The 16,882-nt window shown below is 36.1% G+C and carries 23 protein-coding genes; 3 read left to right on the top strand and 20 right to left on the bottom strand.

The window, feature by feature from the left end; all coding sequences use genetic code 11:
• Positions 1–11: 11 nt before the first annotated feature.
• Genes comGF through comGA form a run of 6 tightly spaced genes read right to left on the bottom strand, consistent with a single transcriptional unit; the run spans position 12 to position 3,416 of the window.
• Positions 12–479, bottom strand: a complete 468-nt coding sequence (gene comGF, locus ERX29_RS00665; RefSeq protein WP_165981013.1) for a competence type IV pilus minor pilin ComGF — start codon at positions 477–479, stop codon at positions 12–14.
• Positions 418–660, bottom strand: coding sequence for a hypothetical protein (locus ERX29_RS10920; protein ID WP_165981012.1), 243 nt, complete (start codon positions 658–660; stop codon positions 418–420). Before ERX29_RS10920 ends, comGF begins: the two co-directional genes overlap by 62 nt.
• On the bottom strand, positions 647–1,081 hold the full coding sequence (locus tag ERX29_RS00660) for a hypothetical protein (protein ID WP_133442751.1): 435 nt from the start codon (positions 1,079–1,081) through the stop codon (positions 647–649). The genes ERX29_RS10920 and ERX29_RS00660 overlap by 14 nt, the downstream gene beginning before the upstream one ends.
• Positions 1,068–1,403, bottom strand: a complete 336-nt coding sequence (comGC, locus tag ERX29_RS00655; protein WP_133442750.1) for a competence type IV pilus major pilin ComGC — start codon at positions 1,401–1,403, stop codon at positions 1,068–1,070. Before comGC ends, ERX29_RS00660 begins: the two co-directional genes overlap by 14 nt.
• A gap of 17 nt (positions 1,404–1,420) precedes the next feature.
• Positions 1,421–2,413: a competence type IV pilus assembly protein ComGB gene (comGB, locus tag ERX29_RS00650; protein WP_165981011.1), complete on the bottom strand. Its 993-nt coding sequence runs from the start codon at positions 2,411–2,413 to the stop codon at positions 1,421–1,423.
• 25 nt (positions 2,414–2,438) lie between these two features.
• Complete coding sequence (comGA, locus tag ERX29_RS00645; RefSeq protein WP_133442748.1) at positions 2,439–3,416, bottom strand: competence type IV pilus ATPase ComGA; 978 nt, start codon at positions 3,414–3,416, stop codon at positions 2,439–2,441.
• Between the two features lie 199 nt (positions 3,417–3,615).
• Between comGA and ERX29_RS00640 the strand changes: the two genes are divergently transcribed.
• Complete coding sequence (locus ERX29_RS00640; protein ID WP_133442747.1) at positions 3,616–3,864, top strand: DUF2626 domain-containing protein; 249 nt, start codon at positions 3,616–3,618, stop codon at positions 3,862–3,864.
• 30 nt (positions 3,865–3,894) lie between these two features.
• On the opposite strand, the gene ERX29_RS00635 is transcribed toward ERX29_RS00640, so the two are convergent.
• Positions 3,895–4,524, bottom strand: coding sequence for an MBL fold metallo-hydrolase (locus ERX29_RS00635; RefSeq protein WP_133442746.1), 630 nt, complete (start codon positions 4,522–4,524; stop codon positions 3,895–3,897).
• 96 nt (positions 4,525–4,620) lie between these two features.
• Between ERX29_RS00635 and ERX29_RS00630 the strand changes: the two genes are divergently transcribed.
• Complete coding sequence (locus ERX29_RS00630; RefSeq protein ID WP_133442745.1) at positions 4,621–4,860, top strand: DUF2759 family protein; 240 nt, start codon at positions 4,621–4,623, stop codon at positions 4,858–4,860.
• 26 nt (positions 4,861–4,886) lie between these two features.
• Here ERX29_RS00630 and ERX29_RS00625 read toward each other — a convergent pair whose 3' ends face one another.
• The 13 genes from ERX29_RS00625 to ERX29_RS00565 all read right to left on the bottom strand — a co-directional run bounded on the left by ERX29_RS00625 (position 4,887) and on the right by ERX29_RS00565 (position 15,995).
• Positions 4,887–5,195, bottom strand: coding sequence for an MTH1187 family thiamine-binding protein (locus ERX29_RS00625; RefSeq protein WP_133442744.1), 309 nt, complete (start codon positions 5,193–5,195; stop codon positions 4,887–4,889).
• Between the two features lie 10 nt (positions 5,196–5,205).
• A complete protein-coding gene (locus ERX29_RS00620; protein WP_133442743.1) occupies positions 5,206–6,165 on the bottom strand; it encodes an ROK family glucokinase in 960 nt (319 codons plus the stop codon).
• On the bottom strand, positions 6,162–6,353 hold the full coding sequence (locus tag ERX29_RS00615; RefSeq protein WP_133442742.1) for a YqgQ family protein: 192 nt from the start codon (positions 6,351–6,353) through the stop codon (positions 6,162–6,164). The genes ERX29_RS00620 and ERX29_RS00615 overlap by 4 nt, the downstream gene beginning before the upstream one ends.
• Position 6,354: 1 nt before the next feature.
• The gene (locus ERX29_RS00610; protein WP_133442741.1) at positions 6,355–7,791 is read right to left on the bottom strand and encodes a rhomboid family protein; all 1,437 of its coding nucleotides are present in this window, start codon (positions 7,789–7,791) and stop codon (positions 6,355–6,357) included.
• Positions 7,788–8,336 carry a 5-formyltetrahydrofolate cyclo-ligase gene (locus ERX29_RS00605; protein ID WP_133442740.1) on the bottom strand — a complete coding sequence of 183 codons (549 nt, stop codon included), beginning with the start codon at positions 8,334–8,336 and terminating at the stop codon, positions 7,788–7,790. Before ERX29_RS00605 ends, ERX29_RS00610 begins: the two co-directional genes overlap by 4 nt.
• An 88-nt stretch (positions 8,337–8,424) precedes the next feature.
• Positions 8,425–8,574 (bottom strand): 50S ribosomal protein L33, encoded by a 150-nt coding sequence (gene rpmG / locus ERX29_RS00600; protein WP_133442739.1) that lies wholly within the window; start codon positions 8,572–8,574, stop codon positions 8,425–8,427.
• Between the two features lie 72 nt (positions 8,575–8,646).
• The gene (gene phoU, locus ERX29_RS00595) at positions 8,647–9,297 is read right to left on the bottom strand and encodes a phosphate signaling complex protein PhoU (protein ID WP_207999139.1); all 651 of its coding nucleotides are present in this window, start codon (positions 9,295–9,297) and stop codon (positions 8,647–8,649) included.
• Positions 9,290–10,144: a phosphate ABC transporter ATP-binding protein PstB gene (gene pstB / locus ERX29_RS00590; protein WP_133442737.1), complete on the bottom strand. Its 855-nt coding sequence runs from the start codon at positions 10,142–10,144 to the stop codon at positions 9,290–9,292. The genes phoU and pstB overlap by 8 nt, the downstream gene beginning before the upstream one ends.
• Positions 10,145–10,168: 24 nt before the next feature.
• Positions 10,169–11,062 (bottom strand): phosphate ABC transporter permease PstA, encoded by an 894-nt coding sequence (gene pstA / locus ERX29_RS00585; protein ID WP_133442736.1) that lies wholly within the window; start codon positions 11,060–11,062, stop codon positions 10,169–10,171.
• A 1-nt stretch (position 11,063) separates the two neighbouring features.
• Positions 11,064–11,993 (bottom strand): phosphate ABC transporter permease subunit PstC, encoded by a 930-nt coding sequence (gene pstC / locus ERX29_RS00580; protein WP_133442735.1) that lies wholly within the window; start codon positions 11,991–11,993, stop codon positions 11,064–11,066.
• A gap of 64 nt (positions 11,994–12,057) precedes the next feature.
• Positions 12,058–13,032 (bottom strand): phosphate ABC transporter substrate-binding protein PstS family protein, encoded by a 975-nt coding sequence (locus tag ERX29_RS00575; RefSeq protein ID WP_133442734.1) that lies wholly within the window; start codon positions 13,030–13,032, stop codon positions 12,058–12,060.
• A 201-nt stretch (positions 13,033–13,233) separates the two neighbouring features.
• On the bottom strand, positions 13,234–15,279 hold the full coding sequence (locus ERX29_RS00570) for a peptidoglycan D,D-transpeptidase FtsI family protein (protein WP_133442733.1): 2,046 nt from the start codon (positions 15,277–15,279) through the stop codon (positions 13,234–13,236).
• A 113-nt stretch (positions 15,280–15,392) separates the two neighbouring features.
• A complete protein-coding gene (locus ERX29_RS00565; RefSeq protein WP_133442732.1) occupies positions 15,393–15,995 on the bottom strand; it encodes a superoxide dismutase in 603 nt (200 codons plus the stop codon).
• Between the two features lie 142 nt (positions 15,996–16,137).
• Here ERX29_RS00565 and ERX29_RS00560 point away from each other — a divergent pair, with 142 nt between their 5' ends.
• Positions 16,138–16,872 carry a DUF1189 family protein gene (locus tag ERX29_RS00560; protein ID WP_133442731.1) on the top strand — a complete coding sequence of 245 codons (735 nt, stop codon included), beginning with the start codon at positions 16,138–16,140 and terminating at the stop codon, positions 16,870–16,872.
• The last annotated feature ends 10 nt before the right edge of the window (positions 16,873–16,882 follow it).

Raw genomic sequence — 16,882 nt, 5'->3', positions numbered from 1 at the left:
ACATCATTCCCTCATTTGATCTGAAGCGTTTCATTCCTGATTCTCCTTGCATCCTGCCATTTGATTCTCAGAAATACAGATTGATTCTGTTCATAAAATTCAGCCTGTTTCACCTGTTCCAATAAGATGACATAGCCTGCTCTATCCACTTTTCTGATGATTCTTCCTAAATGATAATTATAACTGTATATTTTTCCTGTTGTTAAATCTTTTGCAAGCAGTTCACCATTTACAGCAGTCACTTCTTTATTTTTAATTTCGCTTAGTATATCTCTTAAGCACAGCTCAAAGTTAATATCATAGTTATCCGAAGAAACGGATTTAAACATCATGATATTCTGAATGATTAAAGGAAATAACGACATAATAATGATTGCAATACTGAAATTGAGCAGCATTTCGAGCAGAGTAAATCCTTCATCTTTTTTGAATACAGATAGTATCATTGGTTGCCCGGCATAAATATCCTTCTCTTTCAATGACAGCACCTCCCGACTTGACATAAACGTAAAAATTATGATAATCCGTGAGTTCTTCCATTGATTTTTTATAGGTAATATTCATTTCATGCAGCATTGGAATAAGCACTGCGCAGATGATAGTGACAGTCGACAGACTAAGGAGTGCATCAACTAACAGAAAACCATTATCCTTCCTCAATACGGACTCTTCCTTTCACTAATTGTAAGACTAAATTGAACCTTTTATCGTTAACAAAGTATGTGACTGTTGTTCCATGGTTAATTCCTTCTCCACTAAATCTGACTTCAAGTGCGCTAGTCTTATTACTGGTATAGATATATCCATTTCTCAGCATATATTTCGTTTTGATACCGAGCTTTGGTGAATAAATATTGACTGCATTATTTCCTGGAAGAAACTCAAGTGTTATTGACTGATTAGTTGACATCGCTAATGTCTGATAATATGTGATGACTGCAAGAAGTTCGTTATTGACTTCCTCAACATCTGCTGATTCATAATCAAACGTATGATAGCTCATCATGTGTATCATGATGAGCATTATAGCAATGACTATCAGTGTCTCTATATAGCTGAATGCTTGATCAGCTTTCCGCAACCGCTTCTCCGCCTACAATATTAATCACATTACCGTTTTTACACTTTGTCTGATTTTCCTTCAGGAAGTCAGGAACCAATGCCTGAATAGAAACAGGGGCTGTACCATTCTGTAGTTTATAAGCTTCAATCTGACCTTGTACCATCTTAACTTGAGCCTTGCAGCCAGTATCCTGAACGTTGTCTGACTGTTTAGCGATGTTAGGTATGATGACGATGATTAGAACTGAAATGACCAGTAAAACAAGTAACATCTCGATCAGAGTGAACCCATCATCATTTCTAAATAATTTTTTCAATCCTACCGTTAATTTGTTAATCATGTTAACCTCTCCTTTAATTATTGTATTCCGCTCATCATTTGCAGCATCGGCAGAATGATGACCAGGTAAAGTGTAATTATAAGCAGACCGAGAGCTGAAAATATGACCGGCTGAATCCATTTAATATATTTTAAAATCTGTGATTCAAACTTTTTAAATATATAATCTGAGTAATATTTGAGTTCAACATCAAGTTTTGAATTTTTTTCGCCATGCTGAATGAAATTAATCATAGACTGTTCAAAAAGACCAACGCTGTTCACAGCATCGGGAAGAGATTGGCCGTTCATTAAAGAGTGATTAATCATGCTGCCGATATGCTGCATGACAAGGTCTTTATCCTGATTTCTGAATATCTCAATTATTTTAATCATCGCTATGCCATTGCTCAGAAAAAATGACAGTTCAATACTGACCCGGTAAGTAAGATATTTTCTGTATAAACTGCTTACGACAGGAACTTTTTTGATTAACCATAATTTTTTTTGAATGTCAGCTCGTTGAAATAGCAAATAATAAATGATAAATAAGATAATCATGATAACTGCAACTGTCATTAAGACTCTCGGCATTAAAAATAAAGCAGCAGTGAGGAATTGCAGTTCTGCTGAAATCTGTATGCCCATAGAATCATACATATTCTGGAACTGAGGAAGAACGGTCTGATTGACAATAATGATTAAAGTGAAAAATATGGCGAGAAGTATAAGAGGATATTGAATGGTCTTTAAAAAATGCCTGGTACTTTGACGTTTAACTGTACTAAACTGGTGACACTGAACTAGCGTTTCTTCGAGGTTACCGTACTGCTCTCCAAAATATACCTGCAGTATGATATTAGTTGGATATCGCAGATAACTGATGATATCACTTAATGACCCGCCTTTTCGCAGCGATTCGAGACACTGAGATTTTATATCAGTATGAATACCATCGTACTGACTGAACAGGAATTCCACGGCTTCATACTGAGTAAAGCCGCTTTTAGTCAGCTCTGCGATTCTCAGCAAAAAATCATCTTGGTAGTGTTTTAACTTATTGGTTGACCACACGGAATTTCTCCAGTTCTTCTGTAGTAATCAGTTGTTCATCATACATCCGTTGAATTTGTTCGAGCAGAGAATTAAAAGCAGTGATAGGTACACCGGTCAGCAGCTGTTTTATTTGTTCACTTGTCAGAGTTTCTATGACCAGTTTTCTGCTGATTCCCGATTTAATTAACCGCTGACTTGTTATAAGCTTGACCGCCTGTTTGAGCTCAGATGGTTTAATCCCCATCTCTAAAAGCCGTTCTACAGCTCCGGGAGTATTGCTGGCATGAAGTGTCGATAGAACAAGATGTCCACTGAGACTGGCATTGATTACTTGTTTAGCAGTCAGTTCATCTCGTATTTCACCGATCATAATGATATCCGGATCGCAGCGCAATATGGCTTTAAATGAATTTTGATAGGTGATATCAGCTTTGTCATTCACACTGATCTGAATGGTATCTTCAAGAAGCTGCTCTACAGGATCTTCGATGGTAATAATTTGACGGTTCAAAGTCTTCCTTGCAAAATTCAGCAGATTATACATCAAAGTACTTTTACCGCTTCCTGTTGGACCTGTGATTAAAATCAAGCCGTGGGAAAGTTTCATCGTCCCATAAAGAAGTTCTGTATTTTCTATGATCCGGCTAGAGAACTGCGCTTTAAGAATTCGAAGCACAGCTGCCTCGGTTCCGATTGATTGAGGAAGCGTTGATACTCTGATATGATACTGCTGATCGCTGTGTGTGATAATCACGATGCCACTTTGTGATTTTTTCTTATCACTTACGTCCAACCTTGAAACGAACTTTAAATATGCTAAAATGCGCTCGTAATGGCTTATATCAAGCGATTCTACAAAGTGCATCTCGCCTTCTATTCGCAGTTTCAACTGGACATGTTCTCTACAGGGAATAAAATGAATGTCTGACGCATGACGTTCGATGCTGTTCACAATGATTTGATTGACGATTTGTTCCATATATCCCTCCTCAAATCAATTATCGAAAACAATTCTCACAAAATTTTTAATTCAACAAAAAAACGATTAATTAATTTTTTTGCTTACTTTTCATTATCCTTTTTCAAAATACTGGGTTTTAAAAATTAGGTTTACATCTGAATGATGAATCTTTATAATAATAGTTGATATTAAGAGTTTTTGGAGAGGAGAACATCAAATGGATAAAGTCTACAAAACCTTAGGATTTTGGACTGCCATCTTTGCAGTTATGTTCTATGTCGGCAATATGGATATGATGGCTTTTGTATTTTTAGCTCAAACAGGTTTCTTCGTTCTTTTAGGATATATGAATCTGTCAGAAAGAATGTATATGTATATCTTTGCAGCGTATTTAGTCGTTTGCTTCGTCGGTTTCACATATTATTCAACATTTCTGCTGGAACCAAGTTTCGGCGCTCATCATTAAAAATCCTTCCTCACAATGAGGAAGGATTTTTTAATAGCCATTGATATACGGATTATGGTCCATTTCATATCCGATTGTTGTTTTTGGGCCATGCCCGGGATAAACGGTCATTTCTTCATCCAACGAGAATAAAACTTCAGTAATACTGTGCATCAATGACTGGAGGTTACCATCTTTAAGATCCGTTCTGCCAATCCCCTCTTTAAACAGTGTATCTCCTACAATTGCAAAGTCTTCAAAAATAAAGCTTAGACTTCCCGGAGAATGCCCCGGTGTTTCTAACACTTCAAAACTGAAAGATTTAATAGTCCGATGTCCTTTAGCTATTACTTTTGGATGCTGTTTAACAATCGTTTCCGGAAGTCCGTAACTCAAAAACTTTCCTGACCCATTCAGTTCAGCATCAGTCAACCAGTATTTCTCCTTTTCTGCTATATATAATGGAGCATTGTATTTATTACAGATTTCATCGACAGCACCAATATGATCAAAATGAGCATGCGTCAATAAAACAGCTGCGACCGGTTTATTGATGACCATGATCTGATTAATAATCTTCTCAGGTTCTGCTCCCGGGTCAATAATCAGCACTTCTGTTTCACTCTCGATAAGATAACAATTAGTTTCAAGCATCCCTAAACTTAGTGTATATAGTTTCATAAACAATGACCTCCTGCTAAAATTACCCTCGACAAATGGCACTATTAATTATACAATAATCATTGATAATAAAAGTACTATCTTGGGGGTTATACTATGCCATTTATTAATACTGGCGAACTATTCGAATTATTCGGTATTAAAATTCATATCGGTGTTAATATCTTTGCTTTACTGATGTTAGCTGTAGCAGTCTTATCTGTCATGGGTTTAATCGGTGCGATTAAAGAGAAGAACATTTTAGGTATGATCTTTGGATTACTTTCTGCATTAGCATTTGGATTCTTTGCATTAGCTACAATTTTCACTTATGGTTATCCAATATTACATCACTAAAAAAGACGACCTGGATCGTCTTTTTTTTATAGATGTTTGTTGACTGAATCAATTTTCTCGTTCATCTTTCGTCGTTTATCTCTTCTATCGTCTATTCTAATATTGGTACATACTCGCTCTACACCTTTATTGAAAGGTGCTTCGTGAATCTCCTCTACAACTTTTAGCAGTACTGGTAATTCACCTTCAATTAATGTACTCATCGGTGTCAACTGAAAATCAATAAGTCCTTCCTCTTTTTTAACCTGTAAATTTTTTTGAATATCTGCTATATACTGACTGACACTGATGGATTGTCCATCAAGCGGTATAATCACTACATCTACTATCGCCATTATTGTTTCCTCACTTTACATATTGTTTTATTAAACCGGCAGCACCAATGATTCCCGCATCATTCCCAAGTTTTGCAGTAACAATTTTTGTTCCTTCAACTGCGGGTTTGAAAGTGATTTCCTGAAATCTCTCTTCAATATGATCGATCAGAAAGTCTCCCGCCTTTGAAACACCGCCGCCGATTATAATGTATTCAGGATTAGACATCACACTGATGACACTTAGAGCATAGGCGATATAGTTAGAGACTTTACGGATGATATATAAAGAAAATTCATCTCCTTCTTTTGCCGCATCAAAGACTTGTTTTGCCTGAAGTGTTCTGCTCTCTATATCATCCTCTATTATCGTGCTGAAGCGCAGTTCCTCATAATAATGGTATGCAAGGTTAACAACACCTGTCGCACTCGCGACTGTCTCAAGACATCCTCTATGGCCGCAGTTACATAAAAACCGCTCTTTAAAGTCTACTTTGAAGTGACCAAGCTCCCCTCCAGAACCATTATATCCGTGTACCAGCTCGTTATTACTGATAATTCCGCCACCTACACCTGTACCCAGAGTTATACAGACGACATCTTTTGCATTTTGTCCTGCTCCTTTAAACTTCTCACCAAGAGATGCAACATTAGCGTCATTATCCACGTATACCGGCTTACCACTTAACTGCTCATATTCTTCTCTTATATTTTTTTTACCAGCCCAATTTAAGTTAATTGCACCATTGACAACACCATTATCAAAATCAATAGGACCTGGCACTCCCAGTCCAATCCCTTTAACTTCATCCATACTATAATTTTTTATTTGTGCATTCTTCTGAAAAGATTCATGTATGTTTTTAAGTATGTGTCGGCCATCTTGTTCTTTGTTCGTTGGTATCTCCCACTTATGAAGAATCTCAAGTCTTTCATCCATTACTCCTAGTTTACACGTTGTCCCGCCAATATCTGCTGCTAATATAATCATAGTTTCTTCATCTTCCTTTGATTTAATATGAGTCGAGCCTGTATAAATTCTTCGTTTGAGATAAGCATAGATTCATGTAACGTCTTTAGTTCTTGATTCATCATTTCAATCGTATTCATTTCATCTTTAAAGTAGATGATCAGACCAAATTTCTTAAGTAACTGCTGGACATCGTAAAATGAATTCATATTAATTATCGAACACCTTTATCTCATCGTCTAACCGCTTAAATGCAGCATTATTTTCTTGTTCCATGGCTTTATGTAAATATGTTCTGGCTTTAGAGTAATTATCTGTGGCACGCATACCTAAGGCCATCTGATAATTTAAAGACGGTGAATTTGGAAATTTTTTTAATCCTTTTTTCCATACAGACATCGCTTCTGTCACATTACTTTCATGAGCACTGACAAGACCGGACAATAAATAAGTCTCCTCGTTTTCATAGCCATTATCAAACGTATCCTGAAGAATGGTAGCTGCTTGTTTAAAGTTACCTTGCTCCATTGCCTTATGTGCTTGCATATTATAAATATGGTTTTGCTGCTGCGAAAAAATATTCATTAGTAATAATGTAATAATGATTATAGTTCCGACAAGCAGCATGTAAAAATAATTACGATTCTTATTAAAGACATATATTAATAAAGCAGTCAAAAAGCCTCCGAATAAGCCGCCAAAATGTGCAAAATTATTAACCTGAGCAAACACATTGGTAATCAACAGATAAATAATCATCCCGAGTATAGTTTGAATAATAAACTTCCGTTCAAATTTACTGCTGAAAATAAAATAGGCTACTAAAGCTCCAAGTAACCCGCTGATTGCACCACTCGCCCCTGCTGATATAGAAGTAGTATCAAAAGACAGGGAAATTAAATTTCCGATTAGACCACCTGTAAAATAAATCAATAAATAACGTTGAACTCCAAATAAGTATTCAATCAGCTTACCGAAAATAAACAAAGTCATCATATTGAAAATAAGATGAGAAAAATCGAAATGGAGAAACATCGACGTAATCACTCTATAATAATCCCCATGGACGAAGTTAAAATGCGTAAGACCTCCGCGGTCAATTAAGTGACTGCCATTTTGCATCCGTCCCGTTATAAAAGTAAATAAATAAACAATTACATTAATGACTATCAATAATAAGGTAGCAGGCGCAAACTTGACCATAGCAAGATCGATAAAATTATTTTTAATGACTTTACTTCTGTAAGTTTCCTGTGACATTGGTTTAGATTTAAAGCGGCCGGCTAACACTCTGTAAGGCATCGATATGGTTAAATGATCAAGATCTCTTTGAGTGTGAATACTTTTCACTTTAACGAGCCGATCATTGGCTATACCAGGTACCTCCTGATCAAGTAATAGTAAATGAATCTTCTGAGGTATGTAATTTAATTGACTGTTAAATACATCCAGATTATCTTTCATCTTATCTATAAGAAAGGTCAGTGATTGAACGTTTTGTTTTTCACTGATAAAACGAATCAGTTCCTTCTTGTTTTTATTCTCTAAAATAATATCCGATTCTTCATCATTGATATATGCAAGTTCATAATCTGAATACTTAATTATATGATAGATTGACTGCCAAATCTGTTTTTTAGTGATCATATTCGTACTCCAGTCAAAGTTCTTTGCTCAGTAATAACAAGATGAACCGGTTCATCAAATACTTCCGGTTCTATAGATGTCAACTGACCTTCAAGAGAGATGCTTACAGCAGTCCCTTTAAATTGAGCAAGAAATCGGTCATAAAACCCTCCTCCATAACCGATTCTGTATCCACTTTCACTGAAAGCTACACCAGGAACTATCAATAGATCCAGTTGATTGTTGATAACATGAGGTTCTTTGACCGCCATAATACCTTTGTCGTCTTTATAAAGAGTGTCAGGAGAAGTAAACTTTACAAAATTCATCGATTTATTTTTATAATCGCAATGAGGTACATACACTTTTTTCCCTTGAATCAAAGCAAATTTAATTATTTCATATGTATTGATTTCATGAGACATACTTAAAGTGACACCGACAGCGGAAGCATTTTTCCATTCATCAAGCTCAAACAACTTTCTAAGCAATATAACTTCTTCATTATATTTGTTGGAACTTTTTAGAAAGGCTAATTTTTCCTGTCTGATGTTTTTTTTATTCATTTCATCACCTCATACACATTATACATTATTTATAACCTCTGCTTAAAGCTATGTAAAAAAAGCAGACACTGAAGTGTCTGCTGCATCATTATTTCGTTTCTCTGTGTAAAGTTTGTTTGTTATCACGTGAACAGAATTTGTTCATTTCGATACGTTCTGGGTTATTACGTTTATTTTTCTTAGTGATGTAGTTTCTTTCACCACATTCTGTACATGCTAAAGTTACGTTAACGCGCATTATATTCCCTCCTTACTCATTGTTTCCATACGACCTATTAATAATAACACCAATTGAGCTTGATTTCCAGCGTTATTTAAGAAATTTATCGTATCGGTCACCTGTAATGAAGTAATATATATTTTCAGCGATATTCGTAATATGATCTCCGATACGTTCAAGATATCTTGCTGCTAAATGGGCCTGACCAGAAATGAAAGGATCATTATCAATCAAGTAGGTTGTGTTAACGATTTCCTTATATAAATCGTCTATATCCTGATCTCTATCGATAATCTCTTTTGTTAAATTTACATCTCTCTGCTGGTATGCATCTTTCAGATCATAAAGCATCAGCAGACTTAATTTACCCATTGTCTTAAGACGGGATAAAATGACAGTGTCTTCAAATTTTACGCGCCGACGGATTTTAGCAAGATTTCCAGCATTATCTCCCATTCGTTCAAGTTCAGAAGCAATTTTAATACTAGCCATTATAATCCTTAAATCTGTAGCTATAGGCTGCTGTTTCGTAATCAAACTAATGACCTGCTCATTAATATCATTTTCCAAATCATTGATGACTGTATCGTGTTTGATGAGTTCTCTTGCCTCTTGAACATCTTCGCAATTTAGTACGTCAATAGAGCGTTCAATCACATGATAAACTTCTTCTGACAACTTTATCACTGAATCGATTAATTCGTTTAAAGATTCTTCGTATTTTTCTCTCATATCAACCAAATCTTCCAGAGATGTATCGTTCTGTCTGCTCATCAGCAGGATTGGAGAATATTTTATCTGTAGTGTCAAACTCATTCACATAACCGTTCAGGAAGAATGCTGTTTTGTCAGAAATACGAGCAGCCTGCTGCATATTGTGTGTTACGATAATAATTGAATAGTCATTTTTAATTTCCTGTACTAATTCTTCAACTTTTAATGTTGAAATTGGATCTAGCGCAGAAGTCGGCTCATCCATCAGAATGACATCCGGTTCGATAGCAAGACAGCGTGCGATACAAATACGCTGCTGCTGTCCACCTGACAAACCATAAGCATTCTGGCTCAGTCGATCTTTAGTCTCATCCCAGATAGCAGCACCACGTAAAGATTTTTCTACAATTTCATCAAGAATTCTTTTGTCAGTGATTCCATGGATTCTTGGTCCATAAGTGATATTATCGTAAATGGATTTTGGGAATGGATTTGGCTTTTGGAATACCATACCGACACGTGTTCTTAAATGTTCAACTTTATAGTTGCGATCAAAAATATTGTCTCCACGATAAAGGATTTCCCCTGAAGTTTTCACTCCTGGAACTAATTCAATCATGCGATTCAAAGTTTTGATATAAGTTGATTTCCCGCATCCTGATGGTCCGATAATTGCAGTCACTTCATTTTCGATAATATCGAGATCTATGTTTTTCAAGGCATGGTTTTCACCGTACCAAAGATCCAGATTTTTCGTCTGATAGACTAATTTTTTGTCTATAGATTGTTTACCTTCTGTTTGATTTTGCTGTTCTCTTACTGGCGGTGTCACAGTCACTGTTGACTGCTGTTTTGTTGCAACTGATTCATTCATAATAAGACCCCTCTCATAATGAGATTAATATTTTTTCTGATATTTGTTACGTATATAAATTGCGATTGAGTTCATAGCTATTAGGATAAGTAATAAAACAATGATTGCAGCTGAAGATAAATACTGGAATTCTTCTTTCGGAAGTTTAGCCCAAGTGTAAATCTGCATCGGCAATGCCTGGAAACGGTCCATAATGTCATCCGGTGTCTTCATAAAAATTGTCGGAATACCGATAACAACAAGTGGTGCTGTTTCACCAATAGCTCTGGATAATGCAAGAATTGTACCTGTCAGAATACCTGGAATGGAAGCTGGAAGCACTACATTTGTAATAGTCTGCCACTTTGTACCACCAAGACCAAGACTAGCTTCTCTAATGGAACCAGGGACTGCTCTAATGGCCTCCTGACTCGAAACAATGATAACCGGTAAAATCATCAGTGACATTGTTAGTGCTGCTGCAAGAACAGATTTTCCTAATGAAAGTGACTCTATACCAGCACCACGCACAAATAACGTTAATCCAAGTAAACCAAATACTACTGAAGGAACACCCGCCAGGTTTGAGATATTAATTCTGACAAATCGTGTAAACCAGTTATCTTTAGAATACTCTTCCATATAGATAGCTGTACCTACACCTAAAACTACTGCGATTGGCGCAATGGTCATCATCAGCCATAATGTACCGATTAATGCTCCTTTAATTCCCGCTTTCTCAGGAGTTGTAGAAGAGAAGTTCTGGAAGAACTCAGGTGACAGCCAGCCCGCTCCTTTACGGATGATATCGTAAAGAAGTATTGCCAGAACAATAAGTCCGATTATAGTACAAAGGAAGAAGATACCTTTGACAATATTGTTTTTTGACAATCTGCCAGAGAGATTACGTTCAACTTTTTTCTGATCAACTAACTGCATATTAATACTCCTCTCTAAAGCGGCGAGTCACCCATTGCGAAATAAAGTTCATAATTAATGTAAAAACGAATAATGTGAAACCTACTGCGTAAATACTATAGTAAATATCTGTACCGAACGTCGCATCACCTGTTGCAACCTGAACAATGAAACCTGTCATCGTTTGAATTGAATTTGTGAGACTGAGCGATGAATCAGGCGAACTACCTGCGGCAAGAGCAACGATCATCGTTTCACCGATAGCACGTGAAATAGCAAGAACAATCGATGCCAAAATACCAGATAATGCGGCCGGAAATACCACTTTCAAAGCCACTTCCAATTTAGTAGAACCGAGTCCAAGTGCTCCTTCTCTAATAGCCTGAGGTACTGCACTCATCGCATCTTCGCTTAAACTAGCGATCATAGGTATCACCATAATACCGATGACGAGTCCTGGACTGATAGAGTTAAAGCTTCCTAAATCTGTCCAGAATGTTCTAAGTAAAGGTGTAACAAAAGTCAGGGCAAAGAATCCATAGACGATTGTTGGAATACCGGCAAGAATTTCAAGGATAGGTTTAATGATTCTTCTAGCTGTATCACTTGCATATTCACTTAAATATAGAGCAGCACCTAAACCGACAGGAACTGCAAACAAAGTTGCAATAAATGTGACTTTGAGAGTCCCCAAAATCAGTGAGTAAATACCATATTTAGGATTCTGTCCAAATGCATTCCACTCTTTTTCCAAAAAGAACTGCGAGAAAGAAACTCTTGAGAAAAAGGTAATGGTTTCAGTTAGCAGCGTAATTAAAATACCAATTGTTGTTAAAATAGAAACAGAAGCAATAATCAGTAAAATCGCTGGAATAAGTTTTTCAATGAAACTTCTTGACCCTTTGCCTTGATTCTGCTGAATCATTTGTTGTACTGAAATTTTATCTTTCATAGTTAGACTCCTTCATTTTAAAAAAGGGACGAACGAGTTCGCCCCTCATCATATCAATGAATTATTATTTTACTTCTTCAAGTTTTTTCATATCTTCTTCGTAGTCTGCATCTTCTAAAGGAACATAACCAGATGCTTTAGACGCTTCAGGCGCTTTTTCTAATGTGAATTTCATGAATTCTTTGAATGCTTCGTTGTTCTTTAATGAATCGTTTTTAGCATAGATGAATAATGGGCGACTTAATGGATATGAACCATCTTTAACTGTTTCTTCAGTTGCTTCAACGCCTTCTTTTTCATCTTTGCCTTGAATCTTAACAGCTTTTAAGTCGTCTTTATTTTCCTGGTAGAAGTTATATCCGAAGAAACCAATACCATTTTTGTTGTCTTTTACTGAAGAAACGATAACGTTTGTATCAGCATTTTTCTCTGCTTTGATTTCGCCTTTGTCTAAAACTTCTTCACTGAAGAAGTCATAAGTACCGTGTGACTGGTCAGGAGAGAAAGCTTTAATTTCTTCATCCGGGAAATCACTGCGGACATCTTTCCATGTTTTAGCTTCTCCATTATAGATTTTAGCTAATTCATCAAAAGTCAAATATTCAACAAAATCATTATCTTTATTGACTGCTACTGTTAAACCATCAGTTGCAACTTTGAATTCAGTATAGTCTATTTTTTCTTTTTTAAGCGCATCTTTTTCTTCATCTTTGATATCACGTGATGCATTTGAGAAGTCTGTCTCACCAGCGATGAATTTTTCAAAACCGCCACCTGTTCCTGAAGTACCTACAGAAACGGTTACATCTGGATATTCAGCGTTAAACTCTTCATTGATTTTTTCAATGATCGGTGCAACTGTTGTTGAACCATCACCATTTACTTCACCAGAGACTTTTTTAGTATCAGTAGATTTAGTATCACTGTTATCTGCTGACTTATCTTCAGATTTGTCATTCTGAGCTGCACCACCACATGCTCCTAAAAATAAAGCAGTTCCTAAAACAGTTGTTGAACCTACTAATTGCCATTTTTTCATTTTCAAGTTTCCTCCCGTATGTAGACAGAAAATATATAACTAAAATTTTCTTACAACACTTACTTTACATCACCATTGTTAATTCAAAATGAAAGTATTGTAAAGTTTGTGTAAATAAAAGACATCTGAAATCATTCAGATGTCTTTTCGTCTTATATAAATTAATTATTTACTTAAAGAAACTAATTAAATAAAGTAGTATTATTTTTTATCATCAAAATATGCATTAATAATATCTCTACCAAGATCGCCGCCTGGCAGCCATGGTGGAGGAACTGGCTGGTTTGTATAGATGATGAAAAAACTCATCTTAGGATTTTTCTCCGGAGCATAGCCTATGTACGTCGAGTTGACTCGTGCTTCTCCATTCTGCACGACTTCCGCCGTTCCTGTTTTACCTGCAGATTTAACTTTAGTGTTATTAAAGCTCGTATATCCGGTTCCTTCTTCTCTATTGAAAACCATATCAAAACCATCTTTCACCTGATCAATTTCTCTTTGTGAGTTATTTATCCGATTAAGCACCTTCCCATTGAAAACCTTTTTAACCGGTCCAAGTCTATCGGTTTTTGATGGTTCTCTTATTTCTTTCACTAAATGAGATTGAATTCTATATCCATTATTTGCAATCGTTGAAATATACTGAGACAGCTGAAGCGGTGAATAAGTATCATACTGCCCTATAGCAAGATCTAGATAGTTACCTGGATTATTTTTTAAGACACCCGTCTGACCTGCTACTTCATTAGGAAGATCAATTCCCGTCTTAACGCCAAGCCCGAATTGGTTGAGTCCTTTTCTCAGCTTGAGACCTGCCTGTGTGATATCTGATGGAAGCGACATATTCGGTGTATAATTCGTTCCGGCAAGCTTTAAGGCTGTCTTAAACATAAAGACGTTGGATGAATGCATTAACGCTTCTTTATCTGAAATAGCAACTTTGCTATCCTGATTGAAGTAAGAACGTTTAGTTAACCCGCCTTCAAATCTAAGGGGTTCATCAATCATCGTTTCACCGACTGAAATGGCTTTGTTACTATAACCTGTGAGTAAAGTCGCGCCTTTGACTGAAGAACCAACTGCATATTGAGATGTAAAGGTTCCATAATGGTAATCTGTGATTCTTCCATTTTTATCGATCTGTCTACCTGCAAGTGCTAGTATATCTCCGTTATTGGGATCCTGGACGACGACAAGAACTTTATCCATATCTTTTGCGCCTCCTGATCTTAAATTGCCAATGTGTTTATCGACAAATGCTTCTACTTTCTTTTGCAGATCAATATCAATCGTCAAAACTAAATCATTGCCTCGTGAACCTTCTTCAAGCACTTCAGTGTTAATAATCTTTCCTGATTTATCTGTAATATAGCGCATTTTCTTCTTCTTACCACGCAAAACATTCTCGTATTGATATTCAAGATAGCTCTGACCTACACGGTCATTTCTTGAATAGCCTTTAGCTAGATAGTAATCTACAAGGTCTTTCGGCAGTCCTTCTTCTTTTGAAGAAACTTTTCCGAACATCGTTTTCAATGTCTTCCCATAAATATACTTTCTATCCCAGTCCATCGATGTACTTACTCCGGACATTTTAGAAAGGTTTTGAGACACCAGTGCATATTCACGTTCGGTGACCTTCTCATTTTTTATTGTCTGAGGGCTCAACTGACTACCAGAAGACATTTCTCTATAGATTGCTGCTATTTCAAGTTCCCGATCAGGAATACGATCGGTATAAGCTTTAGTTATTTTCTTATACATTGTTTCATCAAACTGCTCCGGGGAAAGAAGTCCTTCTTCAAACATCTTATATTCTTTCGTCATTAGTTTATCAACTGCATCTTTTCGAGTGAGAATGTAATAATCTTGTTTATCTCTTTCGGTCAGTGCATTCGTCGGCATATCAATATATTTTGCAAGCTTACGAGCCGTTTCAAGTATTTCTCTTGTAGAAGTCATACGTCCACGAGTATAAGTGATTGATTTTTTCGACGTATTATCGACCAGTAATTTACCGTTACGGTCGTAAATACGACCTCGGGGAACCGATTCATTGACTTCGATATTTTCATTACTGTCTACTGCTTTTTTATAGGACTCACCTTTTGCAATCTGTAAATACCCTAGACGTAACACGAGTACGGTCAGCAATACCATAATTGCAATAAATATGACATTTATTCTGCGATCAGTCAGCCTTTTTTGTTTCAGTTCGTTTGTTTCCTGCTTCAATCGTCTCAACAGTTGAACCTCTTTTCACACGTTATTTACTTATCATATATGAAAAGCCGGTTGATTTCTAGAAGGAGCTGATTTTTATAAACATAAAAAAAGAGGCCTAAGCCTCTTACTAAAGATTATTTTGCAGCAGTATATAATTCATTCACTTTATCCCAGTTCACTACATTCCAGAATGCTTTAATGTAGTCAGGACGTTTGTTTTGATAATTCAAGTAATAAGCATGCTCCCAAACGTCTAAACCTAAAATTGGAGTTTTGTCTTCCATTAATGGATTATCCTGATTTGGAGTTGAAACAACTTCTAATTCACCATTGTTAACGACTAACCAAGCCCAGCCAGATCCAAAACGTTTCGTTGCAGCTTCAGCAAACGCTTCCTGGAACGCTTCAAAAGAACCGAACTTCGCATTGATAGCTTCTGCAACTTCACCATTTGGTGTACCACCATCTTTAGACAACAACTGCCAGAATAATGAATGGTTATAATGACCGCCGCCATTATTGCGTACAGCTGTCTGTTTGTCTTCAGGAACTGAATTAATATTTGCCATTAATTCTTCAATCGACTGGTTCTCAAATTCTGTTCCTGCAACTGCTGCGTTCAAGTTAGTGACATAAGTGTTATGATGCTTCGTATGATGGATTTCCATCGTCTCTTTATCGATATGTGGTTCTAATGCATCATAAGCATATGGTAATTGTGGTAATTCAAATGCCATAATTGTTCATCCTCCTCTGAATTGGTTTACATCTAAATATTATCAACCTTTTGCTCTTTGCTCAACTAGTTTGCTTTTTTATTCTGAAAAAAATAGATAGCATGATTATATTATGATAAAGTGCATGATGGAGGTACTCTAAATGAACAAATACACAGCAGCACTCAAACGATTGTTTTCACCGAAAAAATATCCGCTCTATAGAATTACCCCTTTACGATATGTATTTCTTCATCTCCTGTTGTTATCTTTATTATTGTCAGCACCTGGAGTAACTCATATTTATCAGTCGATTTCTTCTTTTACTACATTAATTGAGGAAAAAGAACAGGACATTCCAGATTTTCATATTAAGAACTCTATGCTTGAACTACAAGATAATAAAGAAAAAATTATTAAAGTGAACGGTGGCACTGTCACATTTACGGAAGAGACTACTGGTAATTCCTCAGATATAATGACATTCACCAAAAATAAACTATATATAAAAAATATTGATCCTATTGACTACAGTAACCTGAATATGATTGAAAATAAGAAATCTTTAGTAGAGCTGATGAAAGTATATACAGAATCGTCGTTCTTTTATTTCCTTCTTATTATGTTCATCCTAATTATATTTCAGTATACCGTCATGCTGATGAAAGTGACTGGAATCAGTTTAGCCGCACATTGGATCAGTTTTCTTGCCAAACGGAAATCCAGGTTTATGAACTGGATTAAGATAACTGCATTTTTGATTACTATACCGACACTCATACAGTATATCGACCTTTTAGTTCCGAATGCTTTATTCAATCCTTTGTCATGGTGTATAATGATTTTACTTGTTAGTATTGCCGGCTGGTATTTACCGAGAAAAAAGACAGGCAAATAATAATATCCAA

This window comes from Macrococcus lamae, from assembly GCF_004359545.1.
GTDB lineage: Bacteria > Bacillota > Bacilli > Staphylococcales > Staphylococcaceae > Macrococcus > Macrococcus lamae.
This window is presented reverse-complemented; position numbering and strand designations above follow the sequence as displayed.